Origin of the sequence: Roseibium sp. TrichSKD4, assembly GCF_000148725.1 — a bacterium.
GTDB lineage: Bacteria > Pseudomonadota > Alphaproteobacteria > Rhizobiales > Stappiaceae > Roseibium.
In genome coordinates, this window is record NZ_GL476311.1 from 260,932 (window position 1) to 279,544 (window position 18,613).

Genomic DNA, 18,613 nt, shown 5'->3' on the forward strand with positions numbered 1-18,613 from the left:
ACGTCAAGGGAGGGCTGAAAACAACCTTCACCACAAAGAGCGGCGAAATAAGGGAAAGCTGGCGAAAATTAAAATTAGAAGGTTAGATCGCCGTCATGTGATTGTCCCAGGAGGTTCCGGGTGTACGAGCCAGAACAAGGGGCGGGCCCGTTGTGTCGTCTAGGTATGACAGGCCGCCATTTCCGTCTGAAATCAGGAAGCCTTGCTGGTCAATCGGGGCAATGCCGCATCCGTCCGGGATCGATTGGGCGCCAATGAAGTTCATTGTGTCAGCTTTCCAGAACAACACTTTACCCCCACGGGGTGCGGATGTGGCAATCACGCTGCCATCCTTGTTGGCGGTCACAGAGCCAATGTAGTTTTGCAGGCCTGAAGTGATTTTCGCTGGAATGTCGTGAAGGCGGAGAGGCGTATCCTTTCCGCAGGTTGCCACGAGCGGAGGGGTTTCGGTTTCAGGTCCCTCAAATTGACCGCCAATCCAGACACGGCCTGTTGCATCCTGCGTCATGTGGCGAAGCGACAGTTGATGAAGGTGCAGCGCGATTTGGTGCTGCGTAATGAGGTCGCCAGTTGCTGCATCCAGAAAAACAATGGACGGGGCCATGGTCTCAAGATTGAGTTTTTCACGCGGTTTGGCTGGATGGGTGAGGATGCCGCCATTTGCGACCATCAGGGTTTTCTGATCGGTGGAGAGTAGTATTTCGTGCGGTCCTATCCCGAAGGTTTCAAACTCCCCAATCCGTGTGGCTTGCTGTCCGCTCAGATCATAAATCCCGATAGTCCCACGGCGAGCCTCATAGTTGTTTTCAACGGCATACATCAGTCGCCCGTCGCCCGAAAAACACCCGTGGCCGTAGAAATGGCGACCTTTGATCGCCGAGATGAGCTTGGGCTCACTTCCGTCAAACGGGCGAATTATCAGCGCAAAGGTTCCCGGACGACGTGCAAATGCGACAAGTGTCTGACGATCGGGTGAAACGGCGATCCCGTGGCCGCGACCCGGTAAGCCCACTTGCGCCAATTCCTGTCCGGCATCGTCCAAAACGGAAATCGCATAGCGGCCATCTGGCTTCTTTTGCGCACTGGCAAAGAATTGCTGAGCGAGGTCGAAAAGCGCGGACTGAACGGGCCGCGCCGCCAAATAAGGGGAGCCGACTGCTACGCCAGCCGTAGTACCAGCCAGTCCGGTCAAGAATGCGCGTCGGTCTATGGGCCTGACCCTAGTCGCCATCAAGTGCATTGAACCCGGCTGAAAGATTAAGGGCTGCTGCGATTTCTTCGCCGACAGTGAGGTTGATCGAGGTCAGGGTCAGGGCCAGGGTGGTGAATGACTCAAATCCATTGTTGGCTTTGAAGTGGTTTCGCATGGGTTGGCCGATTTTTCCCGCGAGATCGATGGCATTGTTGAGCTCAAAAACCGCAGTACCCGGAAGCCATTTATAATCTTCCGGAAGACTTGGTTCCAGATCCATGGCAGTCAAGGCATCGCGAATGCCAGCCATGTTTGCGGTCATGAACCGGATGCCATTGGCCGAGCGAGAAAAGGGCAACCGGCGTGGCCTGCTTTTCTCCTTCCCCTTTGCAATCACCGGCAAGACATGTTGATCTTTCAAGATCGTCAGGGCTGTTGGAAGGGCGTAGAATACGGTTTCCATCGCCTCTTGTTCTGTTCGATGGACGGGATTGTTCTGCCCAACAGCCCACAAGGTTTCTGTGTATCCGGTTGGATCAGACCAACTGGTGACCAATTCGCGGGATATGTTGGCGATGTTGTCAGCGATGGCTTGGGCATAAGGGCAGTCTTCAGAGTGCTCTCCCTGGCCGAGGATCGGTTCGGTTGTCTTGGAAAAGGCAATCAGTTCCAGGGCCGTCAGGCCTTGCAGGGCCACGCTTTTTTCAGTGAGAGCTGCGGCGGTGATTGTCTGATAATCGGAGCTTGCTTTGAAACGGTTGATCTGGCGCTGGGCAATCCCTCTTGGGTCGGGCAGAAAGGCGAGCCGCTTCAAGCGATCATCTTCCAGCATGGGACCGTAGGCCAAAAAGCTTACAGCGCCAAAAGCAGAGACAACATCGCTGAATTTGTTCGAAAACTCTGTAAGCTTTTCCGGTGTTGGGTCTGAACACACAGTTGCGACTGCTGAGGGTAGTTCTTCGGCTGTCTCATTGAAGTTTGCCATTGCCGGGCGAACATACTTCTCAACTGACTTTTGGACATGCGGCAGGAAGTTTGTTGTTTCCGCATTAGCGGGCCCAATGGCCAGAACCGCAAGAGAAACGATCAGCAATCGACGCATCTTATAGGGACTCCAAAAAGGCGATCAGGGCTTTTCGATCGGTTGGTTCAAGGTCAATGACAGCGTTCTTGGCTTTCTCAGCTTCTCCGCCATGCCAAAGAACGGCTTCAAGCAGGTTGCGGGCGCGGCCATCATGCAAAAAGCGAGTGTGGTTGTTGACGGTTTCCGTCAACCCGATGCCCCAGAGCGGCGGTGTGCGCCACTCGCGCCCATTCGCGTCCCCCACCGGGCGGTGATCGGCAAGGCCTTCCCCCATGTCATGCAGAAGGAGGTCGGTGTAAGGCCAAATGAGCTGGAAGCGATGCGCGGGGTTTTCGGCTTCGCGACTGGTGACAAACTTGGGTTGATGACAGCTGGCACAGCCAATGTCGTTGAAGAGCTCCTTGCCGCGCAAAACGGTCGGGTCGCTCACCTTCCGACGAAGGGGAACGGCGAGGTTTTCAGAATAAAAGGTGACCAGTTCTAGCACCGGATCGGGCGCTTCTGTCGGGCCAAGGTTTTTCTGTTCGCCATGGGGCATGTTTCGGCATTCGGGCTGTCGGTCTGTGCAGTCCCCCCAGTTTGCGGGCTTGTCGGGTGAGCTGATGCCGATGTCACCTGCGAAAGCTCCTGCAGTTTGGGCGCGGATGGTGGGATTGGAGGCTTTCCAGCCGAAACGGCCAAGGGAAAGCTCACCGGTTTGCGGGTCCATGACGCGGCTGATTTTGCCGGAAATTCCGTCTCCATCGGCATCATCAGGATCAGTAAGCGCTTCGATATCTCCCGGGTGGATCGCCTGGAGCAGGCCGAGACCGATCATTGGCGGGGCGACACGGGGCGAAGTCAGTGTATCCGGGTGCATTTCTCCATAGCCAAGATCGCGGATTTTGTATGTCGGTTTTTGTAGGACTGCGACCTCTCCGCCGCGCAGCGGGATTTCAATTTCTTCCAGCGCGATATCAAATCGGCCTTCTGCCGCAAGGCCGGGGACGGCAAAGGATTGAAACTGCCCGCCGTAAGTTGGCTCCGGAATGCTCAGTAAAGCCTTTTTCGTCAGTGGCTCGCGCTGGGCTTCTGTTTGCGGAGGAATGGACAGGCGCAGGAACAAGGAAACGGCTTTATCGCCGGGGCGCGGCGGGCGTCCACGTCCGTCCTTCAGGTGGCATCCTTGACAGGAGCGGGCATTAAACAGCGGACCGAGGCCATCGGAAGCGCGGGTTGAAGAGGGCGAAGACGCCCAGAGCTTCTTGAAAAGGCCGTTGCCAACCTTGAACTCCTGCTGCTCTTCAAAGGTCAGGTTGGCGTTGGAATGGGAAAAGGCATCGCGATTGATGCGCTTGCGCGATGTTCCCGCGCCGCCCTGCATGGCTTCAAACGGTTCTGCTTTTGAAAAGTCTGTTGGGGGGTGGAGAACGGCTTGTACCTTTTGCCTGTCTTCCGGGTTTAAATCTTCCCGGTGGGGCAGGAGTGTTTCGGCCAATGTGGCAGAAGCTGCAAGCAGGCTGGCAGCCATGGCAACAGAGTGAGCAATGATGCCCAGACCAGTTCTCTTCATGATGGGTCGCAGGTGGTTCGCATCCAGACTATGTGCAGCGCCCCCTCCTGGCACTTCACGTTGAAAGGACCGGCGATGGTGCGCCGGTCCTGAGATTTGTCAGCGTTTATTGGAAAACGGCTGTCGGGTTGTCGAGGCTGTCTGACCCTTCGAAGGCAATGTCATCAAGGCCGAGAACCTTCACAACACGCTCAATGGATGTGGTTTGGTCCACAAGGGCGTCAATGGCGGCTTGAACCAAAGCGTTTCCTTCTGCGTTTCCTTCGCCAATCAGCTGATCATAGGCTTCGCCTTGGGCGACGCGGGCGTTGACGGCCTCAAAGGCTGCAAGGGTTGCATCCAGCTTGGTTTTCATTTCAGCGGCGAGCGCTGGATCTTTGTCTTCCACCATATGAGCGAGAGAAGCGCCGGAAACGTCACGACCAAAATCACTCTTGTAGGTGCCGAAATAAACGTTCCGGATGCCAACCACGTCGTTGTAGTGCGACATATGCGTGTTGTCAGAAAAGCAATCATGCTCTTCTTCCGGATCGTGGAGCATCAGGCCGAGTTTCATGCGCTCGCCTGCCAGTTCGCCATAAGAGAGAGAGCCCATGCCGGTCAGGATCGTGGCCAGACCACCAGTATCGCCCTTGCTTCCAAGGTCTTCGCGTGCTGCTCCACCCGGCGCCCATGCTGCAACCATTTCTTCAAGATCGGAAATCAGGAGATCCGTTGCGGCTTTAAGGTACTGGGACCGGCGTTCGCAGTTTCCGCCCGTGCAGTTTGCAGTGTCAAAATCAGTTGTCGGGCGGTTCCCTGCGCCCGGCCCCGTGCCATTCAAATCCTGGCCCCAAAGCAGGAATTCAATGGCATGGTATCCAGTGGCAACGTTCGCCTCGACTTCACCGGCTTCCTGAAGTGTGTCTTGCAGCAGGCTGGCGTTGATGACGGTCGCGTCAATTGTTTCGCCGCCAACCTTGAGGGTTGGGTTTGCAATGACGTTGGCAACGTAAAAATCGTTTTCTTCTGCTTCCGTTCCATAGGATGCATCAACATAGTCGATCAGGCCTTCATCCAGCGGCCAAGCGTTCACACGGCCTTCCCAATTATCGACGATTGCATTGCCGAAGCGGTAGACCTCGGTTTGTTGATACGGATTGCGGGCAGCAACCCAAGCAGAACGTGCTGTGGCCAGATTGGCTTCAGTTGGTTCCGCAATCAGGGTGTCGATGGCGGATTGAAGCAGTTTGGCGCTTTCAAGAGAATCGGCATAGCCGGCCTGAGCGATATCGCCGTAAGTGCCCAGCACCTCTTTCGGGCTTTCATGGGCAAGAGCAGGGGCGGCGGCAAAAGCTGTGGCAGCCAGCAAGGCAATGCGAAGGCGTTTCATTTCAAGTCCTCTAGGTATGGCTCGCGCGCCGATGGGATAGGCACGCGTTTAATGCTGCGACTCGCCTGAGCCGCGCTGAAGCGGGCATCCAACCAGTTGCAAGTTGGAAATTTCAATTTCGGATAGGTTCAGGTCGCACTCGGTGAGTGCTTGGGCAAAAGACTGTGCCGCGAAACAGGTTTCTTCTTGCCCAGCCTCTGTCACCAGTGCTGAAGCGATGCGCCCTTCGAGGTCTTCCTGACCCAGTTGGGCTGCCGCAACGAGGGCTGCAGCAAGGCATTCATCTTGGCATAGCTTTGGGCATCCATAGGGGAAAATGCAGAGCTTTCGTGTGCCGTGGGCGTTCAAGGCGCGGGCATAAAAGCTGAGGTCTGACACGGTTCTGCGAGCTTGAGCCGGACCCAACTCGGTTTCATAGAGTTTCAGAGCCATATCCCAGCACTTGTGATCGCCTGTTGCGTAAGCTGCCAGCGACCGGCGCACACCCTCCACGACAAGGCGATCGGCCTTGTTGGATATGGTCAGAGAGGATTGCGTAAATTGCATAGGGATTGAGCTTGTTTAAACTTGAGTGTTGGATGTAGGAATAAATTTCTGACTCTAATTGTCAAGTTTTAAAATCCAAGATCACATCTTTTTAGATGTGTTGATTGCATAGTCCGATTCATCGCACGCACTTAGGATGTGAGTTGCCTCATCAAAAGTGTGTTGCTGCAAAAGGGCTAAGCCCTTAGATTTGCTGGAAAGAGTGGTGGCGGGGATGGAACATGCTCAAGGCGTTCAAGCATTTTATTCAAGAACTAACACTCGGTGAGAGTGACAAGATCAAATTTGCCGAAGACGACAAGCGTCTGGCGGCAGCAGCTCTGTTGTTCCATCTGGTTGATATTGACGGCGTGATTGAGGAAAGCGAAAGCCGCAAGCTTCGTGAAATCCTGAAGGACCATTTCCAGCTCAGCGATGAAGAGACGACAGAACTCATCAAGGCCGCGCGTCGTAAGGATGACGAAGCCGTTGATCTTTACGGGTTTACCTCCGTGCTCAAACGTACGGCAGATGCTGACGAACGTCTTCAGATCGTCGAGATGATGTGGGAAATTGTCTATGCCGACGGGCATGTCCACGAGTTCGAAGACAATACCATCTGGCGCGTTGCCGAACTTCTGGGGGTATCCAGCAGAGATCGAATGATCCTGCGCCGCAAAGTTGCCAGTCACGCTCCGGAGGAGAGTTGAGGGGGGAGAGAAGAGTTTGGCGGAAAATCGCCGAACAGGCCTCGAAATTTTAAGTGGTTTCCCTCATATTCCAAGAATGATGCTTTCCAACGGCCCTGATAGTTCCAAACCGCGTATTCTGATTGTCCTGCACCAGGAACATTCCTCTCCCGGCCGAGTTGGTCAGGAACTGGTCAAACGCGGTTTTACACTGGATATTCGCAAGCCCCGGTTTGGCGATGCCCTTCCAACCACTCTTGAAGGCCATGCAGGAGCCGTCATATTTGGCGGCCCGATGAGCGCCAACGATCCGGATGCTTTCGTCAAGAAGGAAATAGACTGGATCAAGGTACCGCTTCGCGAACAAAAACCATTTTTCGGTATCTGTCTTGGTGGCCAGATGATGGTCAAGCAGCTTGGTGGTACGGTGGAAGGCCACAAGGATGGTCTGGTTGAAATCGGATACTATCCGCTAGAGGCGACCGGGGCAGGGTCGTCTTTGATGGATTGGCCGCAAAAGGTTTATCAGTGGCACCGTGAAGGGTTCAGTCTACCAGCGGGCTGTGATCTGTTGGCACAAGGGGCACCCGCCTATCCCAATCAGGCGATCCGCTATGGACCTGCGGCGTATGGTATTCAGTTCCATCCGGAATTGACCCATTTGATGATGGTTCGCTGGACAACCAAGGCTGTCGAACGCATGACGCTGCCGGGCGCGCAGCAACGGCGAGACCACTTCGCCGGTCGCTTCATCCACGATGCAGCTGTGAGGTCATGGCTCGATAATTTCTTGGATTTGTGGATCAGGACGGCCAAAAACCCGGTTAAATACTGCCAGCTGAATGCAGCGGAATAAGCCTCTCCTGCCCGAATGCATTTGTATTCACGCAGGAGAGATAAGCGCTGAGGTCAGCGTGTCCCTTTACTGGATCAGCTCAATTTCACCCGGACGCCAAGTTTGATCGAACCAAGGCTCAAGCGGGCCGTAGAGACGCATAATTGTGTTCCATCCTTTGCCCGGCACAGTCTGCAACCAGTTTGTTTCTTTGCCTTTGGGGGCTTCGGGCCCAAAGTAGATATCCGTAGAACCGTCGTCATTTTGAACCAACCCAACGTCATTGCTGCCGAGAGCCGGGAACTGTTTGTCTGTCTGCAACATGGAACGGGTTTGATTGTCATACAGCGTGAATGACCAAAAATCCTTGGCAGGCACGTTGGCGGGTACGTTCAATTTATAGGTTTTTGACCCGTCCAGCGGGTTGCCATTCGAATCTCGATAGGTGAAAGCGTATTGGGAACCATTCCCCGGCGATTTGAATGCCATTGCAGGTGTGATGCCGGTTGCATAGAAGTGGAACGCTGACCGAATATCATGCTTTAACGCACCATCAATGGTGAAAGTGTATGCGCCGCCGGGGAATGCGTTTTGCCAGTTGCTTTCGCCGGGATACCAGTAGGCCTCCTTGGCTCTCGGTTTGGAGATGAGCGTCTTGACGGTTACTGAACTGGCGGCCGCAGCTCGTTCCAAGATTGCACGCATGCGATCGTCGGGAGCAAACTCCTTGCCTTTAATGGTTCCTATAGTGGCCAAATACCCAAGAAGTTCAGGGCTTTCGCCTTTTAGCGGTTCGGACTGGATCACATTGTTGATCTCGTCGAACATCCGGGCATCCATCAGATGAATGGTATTAAACTCTTCACCAGAAACGTTGACGAAGGTCATCTCTGGAGGGTTATCAGCTTGAGATAATGGGTATATCCGAAACTGTTTCTGAGTTTGCGATACTGCCGTGTTCGGTGAGCCGTCTTCGTCGAGATATCCGCGCCAGAGGACCCAATGGCCGAACGTTTCAGCTTGCACGATCTCGGTGTAGCCGTCAGTTGGAACTTTGCCTTCATATCCCGGGGGTAGGATCAGGAATTTTCCACCCCTGCCCTCATCTGGTCCGAGATTTCCGAAATCCATGACGTATTTAAACCAGGCATTGTTGATGAAACCCAGCACATTTGGTGGGGTCTCAACAACCATCGGTTCATCGCTTAGGCGCAAAACCGCAGTTTGATAAATGCTTGTTGTGTTTGGAGTCAGGAACAGCGCCTTTGAATCCATCAACTCGGCAAATTGAACGACGGTGGTGTTTGCGGGTCCCCAGTCTTCAATTCCGCGCAACATCGCGTCCATTGAAGCGATCTTGAGGCCATTCAAGTATGCCTGATATGCTTGGGAAAAGTCGTATAGATTGTAGACTTTTTCTGCAATAGCTGCGTCTGGGACGCCGTCGAAAAAGTTCAAATCCCCAAGTTGGGTCTCAATGTTGTCGGGCGTCACGATCCCATATGGGATCGGGGTAGCCATTTTCATGGAATTCTGGTCACTCGCAGCCGCCGAATTGGTCAGCAGCCCGAAGGACGTGAGTGCCAAAATACACACACTTGGAAGATCCAGTTTTAGCGACATTTAATGACTACCCTGTTGTTAAATTCTACAATCAATACGATCTATTTTCCGAATACTCTCGACATAGATGTATAGAGATGCTGCTTGAAGACGTAAACAATCGTCGTGCATGGTCCTTCGAAAACAAGGAGTATTCCGGGTGGGCACACATCAAACCTTGGGCCAACGGTTGCGGTCGCTGCCGTGGCAGTTTTTCATCGCAATTTTGAATGCAACCTCGATTTTGGTCATTATGGCCTGCATTTTGGTGCTTTTGACCTTGAGCCGGGTTGATGGCATCGCGACAAGTCTGGCAGAAACGGTTTCCGGTACTGCAATGGAGACCTTGAATGTCACTCCGGAGGGGTTTCAGGCGCGGCTTGATCGGCTTGAAGAGAAAATGGATCGCCTATCCGGTCAGCTTCAACAGTCTGACGACATCAAGGTCGCCGGACTGAAGTCTGAACTTGAAGACCTAAATGTATCTTTGGGAAAAATATCGTCGGCAGTCGAGACCGTTATCGCGTCTGCACCGGACTTGCAGAAAACTGCTTTCCAGCAAGCTGGGCAGATGGTGACTGATGTCTTGCTGGACTTTGCCGGATGCGAACGTCCTGCCCATGAGGCAGAAGGCTCCGTGAGATAGTGGGTCACGGAGCCTTATCGTTTTTAGCTTTCGAACACTACCAGAAGGTCCTTGGCATCAATTTGGGAGCCCGGAGTGACCAGAACTTCTTTGACCTTGCCGTCCCGGTCAGCGTGAAGAGCGGTTTCCATTTTCATGGCTTCAATGGAGACCAGCACATCGCCTGATTTCACGTCCTGCCCGGCCTGAACGGCCACGGTTGAGATAACGCCGGGCATTGGCGCACCAACATGGGCGTCGTTTCCATCTTCTGCCTTGCGCAAGGTGTTAGCGCCTGCAGCGCCGTGCGCACGGTCCGGAACCTTGATGATCCGCGGCTGGCCGTTCAATTCGAAAAAGACCTTTTTCTCGCCCTTTTCGTCGGTTTCACCCATGGCCTGACAGCGAATGACCAGCGTCTTTCCAGCTTCCAGATCGACCATAATCTCGTCGCCTACTTCCAATCCGTAGAAATAGACCGGGGTCGGCAAGACAGATGTTGGGCCGTAATGCTGTTGGGCCTTGTCAAAGTCGGTGAAGACCTTCGGATACATCAGATATGAGGCGAGGTCTGCATCGGCGATCTCGCGGTCGCAGAGTTTGGCCGCCTCTGCACGCTCTGCTTCCAGATCAGCATCTTCAAGCAAGGACCCAGGGCGAACGGTGATTGGTTCGGCCGTTTTCAGCACTTTGTCCTGAAGGGCTTTGGGCCAACCGCCCGGAGACTGACCAAGATCTCCATGCAGCATCTTCACAACGCTGTCCGGAAAGGCGACATCCTTGCTCGGGTCTTCCACGTCAGCAACAGTCAGCCCTTGCGAGACCATCATCAGGGCCATGTCACCAACAACCTTGGAGGATGGCGTTACCTTGACGATGTCGCCGAACATCATGTTCGCATCGGCATAGGCTTGTGCGACTTCGTGCCACCGGGTTTCAAGCCCCAGCGACCGAGCCTGTTCTTTGAGGTTCGTGAACTGTCCGCCCGGCATCTCGTGCAGGTAAACCTCAGATGCACCAAAGCGAAGGTCGCTTTCAAAGGCACGATATTTGGTGCGGACCGCTTCCCAATAGAAGGAAATTTCCCGGATGGTTTTGCCGTCCAGTCCTGTGTCCCGCTTGCTGCCCCTCAAAGCCTCGACAATTGACCCAAGGCAGGGCTGTGATGTCAGGCCGGAAAGGGCGTCCATTGCTGCATCCACTGCATCAACACCGGTGTCTACAGCTGCCAAAATAGTGGAGGCGGCAATGCCCGACGTGTTATGGGTGTGGAAATGGATCGGCAGGTCGGTTTCCTGCTTCAAGGTGGAAATCAAAACCTTGGCTGCTTCCGGCTTCAGAAGCCCGGCCATGTCCTTGATGCCGAGGATGTGCGCGCCAGCAGCTTCCAGTTCTTTGGCTAGAGCGACATAATATTTCAGATCATATTTCGGACGGGCGCTGTCCAGCATATCGCCGGTGTAGCAGAGCACCCCTTCGCAAAGCTTGCCGGATTCATTCACCGCATCCATGGACACGCGCATGTTTTCGACCCAGTTCAGACAGTCGAAGACCCGGAAGAGATCCACACCATTTGACGCGGCCTGTTCGACGAAGAACCTCACCACATTGTCTGGGTAGTTGGTATAGCCTACGCCGTTGGAACCTCGCAGCAGCATTTGCAGGAGGATGTTGGGTGCCCGTTCGCGTACTTGACGCAAGCGTTCCCAAGGGCACTCGGTGAGGAAGCGCATGGCCACATCAAAGGTCGCCCCGCCCCAGCATTCAAGAGAGAACAGGGTTGGCAGACCCGTGGCATAGGCATCTGCGATGCGCACGATGTCGTAGCTGCGCATGCGCGTTGCCAGCAACGATTGGTGCCCATCGCGCATGGTCGTATCTGTGACGAGGACCTGCGGCTGCTCCTTCATCCAGTTGGCAAAGCCCTTGGCGCCCAATTGGTCCAGCAACTGGCGCGTTCCCGCCGCTTTCTCGTCGCCGAAATCAGGAACCTGAGGAGATGGCGCATCTTTGGGTGGTCGTATCCGGTCGCGGGTTTCCGGGTGGCCGTTTACTGAGACGTCTGCGATGTAGGTCAGCAGTTTTGTCGCCCGGTCCTGACGGCGGGTTTGCTCAAACAGAGCCGGAGTGTCGTCGATAAAGCGTGTTGTATAGTTGTTGGCCCGGAAATCGGGGTGATCGATGATGTTTTCCAAAAATACCAGATTGGTTGCCACACCGCGAATTCGGAACTCGCGTAGCGCACGGTCCATGCGTTTGCAGGCTTCTTCTGCGCTTGGCGCCCAGGCCGTGACTTTTTCTAGGAGTGGATCATAAAAGCGTGTGATCACCGCACCTGAATACGCCGTTCCCCCATCAAGACGGATGCCGAAACCGGTGGCTCCGCGATAGGCTGTGATGCGGCCATAGTCGGGAATGAAGTTTTGCTCTGGGTCTTCGGTCGTGATCCGGCATTGAAGGGCATGGCCGTTGAGGCGGATCTTGTCCTGAACCGGGACGCCGCTTGCTTCTGACCCAATGGTTGCGCCGCCGGAAATCTGGATTTGTGCCTTAACGATGTCGATGCCGGTGACCTCTTCGGTCACCGTGTGTTCCACCTGCACGCGCGGGTTCACTTCGATGAAATAGATCGAGCCTGTATCGGCATCCATTAGGAACTCGATGGTGCCGGCACCGCGATAATTCACCGCTTTACCGATCTGCAGACCGTATTGGCAGAGTTCGGTTCGCTTGGCTTCACCCAGATAAGGGGCCGGAGCACGCTCTACCACTTTTTGGTGACGACGCTGAATGGAACAGTCGCGTTCAAACAGGTGAACGAGGCCGCCCTGTCCGTCGCCCAGAATTTGCACCTCAACGTGACGCGCGCGCTGAACCAGCTTTTCGAGATAAATTTCGTCCTTGCCAAAAGCGGCCTTGGCCTCGCGTTTTGCGGCAATGACTTCCTTTTCCAAAGTGGCTTCATCGGGCAAAACGCGCATTCCGCGCCCGCCCCCGCCCCAGGACGCCTTGAGCATGACCGGATAACCGATCTCAAGGGCAAGACGCTTGATTTCGTCAATGTCATCCGGCAGCGGTTCGGTAGCTGGCATCACCGGGACACCGGCTTCAATTGCCAAATTGCGTGCGGCAACCTTGTTGCCAAGGCGGCGCATGGTTTCTGATTTCGGACCAATGAAAGTGATGCCCGCAGCCTCACACGCATCCACAAATTCCGGGCTTTCGGACAATAGGCCGTAGCCAGGGTGAATGGCATCTGCACCGGAGAGTTTGGCGACCCGGATGATCTCGTCAATGGACAGGTAGGCTTCAATCGGGCCTAGCCCCTTGCCGACCTGATAAGCTTCGTCAGCCTTGAAGCGATGCAGGGCCAGTTTGTCCTGTTCTGCAAAGATTGCGACTGTTTTCAGACCCAGTTCGTTTGCCGCGCGAAACACGCGAATTGCAATTTCCGACCGGTTTGCGACGAGAATTTTACGAATTGCCAAATGCATACCCCCCAAAAGATCATGCTGAGAAATCAGGTTGTGAGGGGTGTTCTACTTGGCAATTCTGTAGAAGGAAAGAGGCAAGCCGAAGAGAGGCGAATAGTTTCACGCGCAACCATGAAGCTGTCTTGGCTTATTATATGATCAAACCTTTTCGGTAAGCGATCATGACTGCATGAGTACGATTTTGAGCGCCAAGTTTTTGAGTTGCTTCTTTTAAATACCAATCGGCAGTGTGACGAGAGATACCGAGTTTTTCTGCAATTTCTGAACTGGTCAGCCCGTTTGAGCTCCATTTGAGGCACTCAACTTCTCTTGGTGTTAAGTCGGTTGGGTTTGTGGCTTCCTCAAAGAGCAATGCCGCAAAGCGGGAGCTTGTATACAGTCCAGCGAGGTGAAGGAGATTTATAATGACTCCGGAAAGATCCGAAGGAATGCCGATGAACGCGATCAGGCCAGACAATCCGCATCTGTCGAAGGTTGGTACAAAAACCGTGGAAGCTGAGGTCTGATCATCAGTCGGATTATTTGTCCTTCCCGCAGCGCAGTCATGTTTTGTGAACGCGGTTTTCTGGCGAGCAGCATTCTCGATCAGTTCATCACTGAATATTGGGCTACTGCGACCGACCTGAAGTTGCCAGCCTGCATCGCGGTGGGCCGAAACGAACCGGTAGGACGTTTTCGAGTTTTCTCGCCGAACATGCAAAGCCTTCAGTGCGGAAAACCCGATGGTGGCCGACAAATTGGTCAATTGCGCTTCCAGCGAGGGGACGTCCGGGCAATTTAAAACAGCTTCGCAAATCTCCAGAACAGACAGTGTGCGACTATCCATCATTTGTCGGATTCGCCGTTAACGTGCTTGGAGAGAGGACAACCGGGAGGCGTCATATGTTGATCCATTTTGGGTCAGTAGCTTAATTCGGGCGGTAAAGGGATATCTCTTACCCAGGTCAAGGTGCCTGCATATGGGGTCATAGGGCGGTTAAAACTCGATATCTGGCCAGAACAGATCAACAACACTGCTGAATCAGCGATTCGTGCAGTATCTGTTCACGGTCCGTCCAGCGAGTAACTTTTATAACTTTATTGTCAACCAGAGGTTTAGTAAATGATTTGCTTGACTCGTCTTTTGTCGGATTCCGCAAGGAGAGCGGTAAACGATTCATAAGATTCAAGATTTTGAGCCCCTCAATGCATGAGTTACTACACCTCGTAGGGAACGAAGGGTGAATCACCTAAAGTCAGCGATTCGGTCAGTGTTTGTTCCAGACTCGTTCTACTTGCAGCGAATCGGTCGCATGTCGGCAGCTGCTGTGAAAGAAATCTTCGCAGGACAGGGCGGCCTGTGTGTGCTAGACACCCGCTGTCGATAACCAGAGCGATCCGGTCGCTTCGAAATCATTCCATTTATCTGAGCATGTCCCGTCCCCATCCAATGCAACTTCCTCCCGCGGCCAGATCGCGGACAGTGACTGCCGTTCTCGGGCCGACCAACACGGGAAAAACCCACCTCGCGATCGAGCGTATGTTGGCGCAAAAGTCTGGTCTGATTGGCCTGCCCCTGCGTTTGCTGGCCCGCGAGGTCTATGCCAAGGTGGTGGACCGAGCCGGAGTTGACGCCGTTGCGCTGATCACTGGCGAAGAGAAGGTGATCCCCAAAGCGCCGCGCTATTGGGTGTCGACGGTCGAGGCCATGCCGCTGGACCTTCAGACCGGCTTTGTCGCGATCGATGAAGTGCAGCTGGCCGGAAATCTGGATCGTGGCCATGTTTTCACAGACCGGGTTCTGAACCTTCGGGGTCAATCGGAAACGCTGCTGCTCGGGTCGATGACCGTGCGCCCGCTTCTTGAAAAGCTGATCCCCGGTTTGAATGTGGTGACGCGTCCGCGCATGTCTGTTTTGACCTATGCTGGCTCAAAGAAGGTTTCCCGTCTTCCGGCGCGTTCTGCCATTGTCGCGTTCTCATCAGATGAGGTTTACGGCATCGCCGAGCTTATTCGCCGCCAACGCGGTGGGGCGGCAGTCGTTCTTGGATCGCTGAGCCCGCGTACGAGAAACGCGCAGGTCGAACTCTTCCAAAATGGCGATGTTGACCACCTTGTTGCGACGGACGCAATCGGGATGGGGTTGAACCTTGATGTCGATCACATCGCCTTTGCCGGTACACGCAAATATGACGGTTATCAGTACCGTCAGTTGACGCCTGCAGAGATGGGGCAGATTGCCGGCCGGGCTGGTCGCCATACCCGCGACGGCACTTTTGGTGTTACCGGCCGGGTGGATCCACCGGATGATGAACTGGTGGAACGGATTGAAAGTCACCAGTTTAACGGGCTTAAAGTGCTGCAATGGCGCAACAGCGCGCTGGATTTTTCATCAATTTCCGCCCTGAAACGCACATTGGACAGTGCTCCGCGTGAAGATGGACTTGCACGGGCGCCTATAAGTGATGATGTATCTGCATTGGAACATTTGACGCGACAAGCAGATATTGTTGACATGGCGCGAGGGCGCAGGGAGGTCGAGCTTTTGTGGGACGTTTGTCAGGTCCCAGATTATCGCAAGATCGCTCCTGCCAACCATGGTGACCTGCTTTGTTCGATTTTCAGTCATCTGATTCAGGATGGAAATATTGATGAGGACTGGTTTACGCGGCAATTGGCCTTCGCAGATCGTGTAGATGGTGATATCGACACGCTTGCAAATCGCATCGCTCATGTCCGCACATGGACGTTTGTTGCAAACCGGCAAGATTGGCTTGCCGACCCAGACCATTGGCAAGGGGTCACTCGCGGCATAGAAGACCGGCTGTCGGACGCCTTGCATGACCGCCTGACCCAAAGGTTCGTCGACCGGCGAACCAGTGTATTGATGAGACGCTTGAGAGAGAACGCAATGCTGGAAGCGGAAATTACATCGAGCGGTGATGTGCTCGTTGAAGGACAGCACATCGGGAACCTGCTTGGCTTCCGGTTTGCCCCAGATGCAGGGGCGGATGGTCCGGATGCAAAAACGGTGCGCGCTGCTGCCCAAATAGCTCTGGCAACTGAAATAGAAAGCCGTGCGGATAAGTTATCCCGGTCCGAGAATCCAGACTTCATTCTGACTGCAGACGGCAGCATCCGTTGGCGCGGTGAGGCTGTCGCAAAACTGGTTGCAAGCGACGATGTACTTGCCCCTTCTGCCTTGCTTCTGGCGGATGAAAACCTCTCGGGTCCGGCGCGAGAGAAGGTTCAGGAGCGGATTGACCTCTGGGTGAAAGCCCAAATTGAATTGCTGCTCAAGCCTTTGGTCGATCTGAAGGCAGGGGAAGGTCTTGATGGTTTGGCCCGCGGTGTTGCGTTTCAGATCGTTGAAGGACTTGGCATTCTTGAGCGTCAGGATGCCGCTGAAGACATTCGCCAGCTGGATCAGGACATGCGGGCGTCATTGCGGAAGTATGGTGTGCGCTTTGGGGCCTACACAATCTTTGTGCCGAGCCTCTTGAAGCCAGCGCCAAGTCAGCTTTTGGCTCAACTTTGGGCGTTGAAGAACGATTCCCTGGATATGAACGGCCTTGCCGAGCTGCCGCAGCTCAGTGCTTCGGGCCGAACATCCATTCCGGTAGACACGTCCATTTCGCCGGCCCTTTACAAGGTTGTCGGTTTCCGGGTGTGTGGTGGTCGTGCCGTTCGTGTCGATATTCTGGAGCGATTGGCTGATCTTATTCGTCCATTGATTTCCTGGAAGCCGCTGGACAAAGAGGTGGCTCCGCCGGAAGGTGCGATTGAACAAGGTGGCGGGTTCACTGTCACTGTTGCCATGACGTCTCTGCTTGGGTGCGCGGGTGAAGACTTTGCTGAGGTTTTGACGTCTCTCGGCTATCGCTTTGAGACGAAGGAAGTTCAGCGTCCGGTTGTGAAAAAGGCGAGTGACTCTGCTGAGGCGCCTGCCACGGAGAGCGCTGCAGCGCCTGCGGATGCATCTGGCGAAAAAACTGATGCACCTGCTGAACAGGTGGCTGGCTCCGAGCCAGAGGCAAATGCAGACGGGTCAGCAGATGATGTGGCTCCGTCTGAGGCAGCAGAAGATCCGGCCCCCGAAGCAAGCGTTGCGGCTGATAATGAGGCTCCGGCAGCAGAAGGTGGTGCCAGCGAAACTGAATCTGCTGCTGAGCTTGCTGAAGGGGAAATGGAAACCGTTGAAATCCAGATCTGGCGTCCGGGTCGTTCCGATCGCCGACCGCGTAATCGGGGTCAGGACAATCGTCGTGGCGATAACCGCAAAGGTGCTGGCCGCGGTGACAAGCGCGCCCATGGCGGCAAGGGCGGTCCCGGCGGTAAACCTCACAAGGGTAAGGGTGGCGCTGGTGGTGGACCACGGCGTGACAAGGCGCCTGCCAAAGACAAGCCGATTGATCCGGATTCTCCGTTCGCGGCGCTGATGGCGCTGAAAGAAAACATGAACTCCAAGGACAAGTCCTGATAGCGTCTGAAAAGGTTGAGGCCGGGCCGGTGTCTGCTGGCCTGCGTATCGACAAGTGGCTCTGGTACGCCAGAGTCACCAAATCCCGCTCACCTGCCCAAAAGCTGGCGACCGGCGGTCATGTCCGATTGAACAAGGACAAGATCTCCTCTGCCAGCAAGACGGTTCGTGTCGGGGATGTGTTGACCATCGCACTGGAGCGGCGTGTTCTGGTTTTGAAGGTCAAGCAACTGGGATCGAGGCGCGGACCATTTTCAGAAGCGCAAACCCTATACGAAGATTTGTCTCCACCACCTGCTCCCAAAACAAACGAAATAAACCCCTCGGTTCCGCGCCGAGATCAGGGGGCAGGGCGTCCGACAAAACGGGAAAGACGCCAGCTGGATGCCTTTCGGAAGGCTGATTGAAATAGCTTTTTGCAAAGTGGGCGCAATTGGGTGCGGTTTTTCGCCACCGACCGCCGGGAAGGTTTTTGCAAAGCTTGCGTGGGCTGCCCAAACACGATACCTCAATCGCCCAAATGAAAAGGTTGGCGCACAAGGGGCGTCTTCCAGGTTTCCTTATGACCATTGGTGAGCCGGTCATTCCGCGCTGCCGCTTGTAAACTTGAGGATCGCGATGACATACGTCGTCACCGACAACTGCATCAAATGCAAGTACACTGACTGTGTAGAAGTTTGCCCCGTTGATTGCTTCTACGAGGGTGAGAATATGCTCGTCATCAATCCGGATGAGTGCATTGACTGCGGTGTGTGTGAACCGGAATGCCCCGCTGAGGCCATTTTACCAGATACTGAGCCGGGTCTGGAAAAATGGATTGAGCTCAACGCCGAATACTCGGAAAAGTGGCCGAACATCACCGAGAAAAAGGATGAGTTGCCTGAAGCCAAGGAATTTGACGGCAAAAAAGACAAGCTCGAAAAGTATTTCTCGCCGAACGGTCCGGCGTGACACTGAAGTAAGTCATTGAAAACGCTGCGGGATGTTTGGGTTTTGCAGCGTATTTCGTCAAATTCTGGAGGCCATTAGCATTTCGCATGGCAGCAAAGCGTGTTGCACCATAGCATCACGCTTTAATTTTTGACAAAGCTGTGTTATTGTCATGAGATAGTCGTTCACTGACGACATGTCCCCTGAATGGAGGTCATCAGCACCTATGGCTGATCCAACGGTAGAAAAATACT

Annotated in this window: 14 protein-coding genes; 6 read left to right on the forward strand and 8 right to left on the reverse strand. The window is 54.4% G+C overall.

Annotation, left to right across the window (positions count from 1 at the left end):
• Window positions 1-82 precede the first annotated feature (82 nt).
• From TRICHSKD4_RS09765 to TRICHSKD4_RS28040, 5 genes are all read right to left on the reverse strand, one after another.
• On the reverse strand, window positions 83-1,192 hold the full coding sequence (locus TRICHSKD4_RS09765) for a DUF1513 domain-containing protein (RefSeq protein WP_208993056.1): 1,110 nt from the start codon (window positions 1,190-1,192) through the stop codon (window positions 83-85).
• 28 nt (window positions 1,193-1,220) lie between these two features.
• Window positions 1,221-2,294, reverse strand: coding sequence for an imelysin family protein (locus TRICHSKD4_RS09770; protein ID WP_009759015.1), 1,074 nt, complete (start codon window positions 2,292-2,294; stop codon window positions 1,221-1,223).
• A gap of 1 nt (window position 2,295) precedes the next feature.
• The gene (locus TRICHSKD4_RS09775) at window positions 2,296-3,828 is read right to left on the reverse strand and encodes a di-heme oxidoredictase family protein (RefSeq protein WP_009759016.1); all 1,533 of its coding nucleotides are present in this window, start codon (window positions 3,826-3,828) and stop codon (window positions 2,296-2,298) included.
• Window positions 3,829-3,934: 106 nt separating this feature from the next.
• Complete coding sequence (locus TRICHSKD4_RS09780; protein WP_009759017.1) at window positions 3,935-5,200, reverse strand: imelysin family protein; 1,266 nt, start codon at window positions 5,198-5,200, stop codon at window positions 3,935-3,937.
• Window positions 5,201-5,248: 48 nt separating this feature from the next.
• The gene (locus TRICHSKD4_RS28040; RefSeq protein ID WP_009759018.1) at window positions 5,249-5,746 is read right to left on the reverse strand and encodes a hypothetical protein; all 498 of its coding nucleotides are present in this window, start codon (window positions 5,744-5,746) and stop codon (window positions 5,249-5,251) included.
• 221 nt (window positions 5,747-5,967) lie between these two features.
• On the opposite strand from TRICHSKD4_RS28040, the gene TRICHSKD4_RS09790 reads away from it, so the two are divergent.
• On the forward strand, window positions 5,968-6,435 hold the full coding sequence (locus TRICHSKD4_RS09790; RefSeq protein ID WP_009759019.1) for a TerB family tellurite resistance protein: 468 nt from the start codon (window positions 5,968-5,970) through the stop codon (window positions 6,433-6,435).
• Window positions 6,436-6,511: 76 nt separating this feature from the next.
• Entirely contained in the window at window positions 6,512-7,270 is a 759-nt protein-coding gene (locus TRICHSKD4_RS09795) for a glutamine amidotransferase (RefSeq protein ID WP_050763379.1), read from the forward strand.
• A 66-nt stretch (window positions 7,271-7,336) separates the two neighbouring features.
• Here TRICHSKD4_RS09795 and TRICHSKD4_RS09800 read toward each other — a convergent pair whose 3' ends face one another.
• Window positions 7,337-8,872 (reverse strand): DUF1254 domain-containing protein, encoded by a 1,536-nt coding sequence (locus tag TRICHSKD4_RS09800; protein ID WP_009759021.1) that lies wholly within the window; start codon window positions 8,870-8,872, stop codon window positions 7,337-7,339.
• Between the two features lie 139 nt (window positions 8,873-9,011).
• Between TRICHSKD4_RS09800 and TRICHSKD4_RS09805 the strand changes: the two genes are divergently transcribed.
• On the forward strand, window positions 9,012-9,497 hold the full coding sequence (locus tag TRICHSKD4_RS09805; protein WP_009759022.1) for a hypothetical protein: 486 nt from the start codon (window positions 9,012-9,014) through the stop codon (window positions 9,495-9,497).
• 23 nt (window positions 9,498-9,520) lie between these two features.
• Here TRICHSKD4_RS09805 and pyc read toward each other — a convergent pair whose 3' ends face one another.
• Together pyc and TRICHSKD4_RS28045 are read right to left on the reverse strand one after the other, a co-directional pair.
• Entirely contained in the window at window positions 9,521-12,970 is a 3,450-nt protein-coding gene (pyc, locus tag TRICHSKD4_RS09810; RefSeq protein WP_009759023.1) for a pyruvate carboxylase, read from the reverse strand.
• Between the two features lie 130 nt (window positions 12,971-13,100).
• On the reverse strand, window positions 13,101-13,799 hold the full coding sequence (locus TRICHSKD4_RS28045; RefSeq protein WP_009759024.1) for a response regulator transcription factor: 699 nt from the start codon (window positions 13,797-13,799) through the stop codon (window positions 13,101-13,103).
• Between the two features lie 582 nt (window positions 13,800-14,381).
• Here TRICHSKD4_RS28045 and TRICHSKD4_RS09820 point away from each other — a divergent pair.
• From TRICHSKD4_RS09820 to fdxA, 3 genes are all read left to right on the forward strand, one after another.
• Complete coding sequence (locus tag TRICHSKD4_RS09820) at window positions 14,382-17,429, forward strand: helicase-related protein (protein ID WP_050763380.1); 3,048 nt, start codon at window positions 14,382-14,384, stop codon at window positions 17,427-17,429.
• 29 nt (window positions 17,430-17,458) lie between these two features.
• Window positions 17,459-17,836: an RNA-binding S4 domain-containing protein gene (locus tag TRICHSKD4_RS09825; RefSeq protein WP_009759026.1), complete on the forward strand. Its 378-nt coding sequence runs from the start codon at window positions 17,459-17,461 to the stop codon at window positions 17,834-17,836.
• A 211-nt stretch (window positions 17,837-18,047) separates the two neighbouring features.
• Window positions 18,048-18,380, forward strand: a complete 333-nt coding sequence (fdxA, locus tag TRICHSKD4_RS09830; RefSeq protein WP_040616614.1) for a ferredoxin FdxA — start codon at window positions 18,048-18,050, stop codon at window positions 18,378-18,380.
• The last annotated feature ends 233 nt before the right edge of the window (window positions 18,381-18,613 follow it).

Excerpts from the sequence above, each read along its gene's own strand:
- TRICHSKD4_RS09770 (WP_009759015.1), bottom strand. The coding sequence starts at position 2,294 with ATGCGTCGATTGCTGATCGTTTCTCTTGCGGTTCTGGCCATTGGGCCC.
- TRICHSKD4_RS09775 (WP_009759016.1), bottom strand. The coding sequence starts at position 3,828 with ATGAAGAGAACTGGTCTGGGCATCATTGCTCACTCTGTTGCCATGGCT.
- TRICHSKD4_RS09780 (WP_009759017.1), bottom strand. The coding sequence starts at position 5,200 with ATGAAACGCCTTCGCATTGCCTTGCTGGCTGCCACAGCTTTTGCCGCC.
- TRICHSKD4_RS28040 (WP_009759018.1), bottom strand. The coding sequence starts at position 5,746 with ATGCAATTTACGCAATCCTCTCTGACCATATCCAACAAGGCCGATCGC.
- TRICHSKD4_RS09790 (WP_009759019.1), top strand. The coding sequence starts at position 5,968 with ATGCTCAAGGCGTTCAAGCATTTTATTCAAGAACTAACACTCGGTGAG.
- TRICHSKD4_RS09795 (WP_050763379.1), top strand. The coding sequence starts at position 6,512 with ATGATGCTTTCCAACGGCCCTGATAGTTCCAAACCGCGTATTCTGATT.
- TRICHSKD4_RS09800 (WP_009759021.1), bottom strand. The coding sequence starts at position 8,872 with ATGTCGCTAAAACTGGATCTTCCAAGTGTGTGTATTTTGGCACTCACG.
- pyc (WP_009759023.1), bottom strand. The coding sequence starts at position 12,970 with ATGCATTTGGCAATTCGTAAAATTCTCGTCGCAAACCGGTCGGAAATT.
- TRICHSKD4_RS28045 (WP_009759024.1), bottom strand. The coding sequence starts at position 13,799 with ATGATGGATAGTCGCACACTGTCTGTTCTGGAGATTTGCGAAGCTGTT.
- TRICHSKD4_RS09820 (WP_050763380.1), top strand. The coding sequence starts at position 14,382 with ATGTCCCGTCCCCATCCAATGCAACTTCCTCCCGCGGCCAGATCGCGG.
- fdxA (WP_040616614.1), top strand. The coding sequence starts at position 18,048 with ATGACATACGTCGTCACCGACAACTGCATCAAATGCAAGTACACTGAC.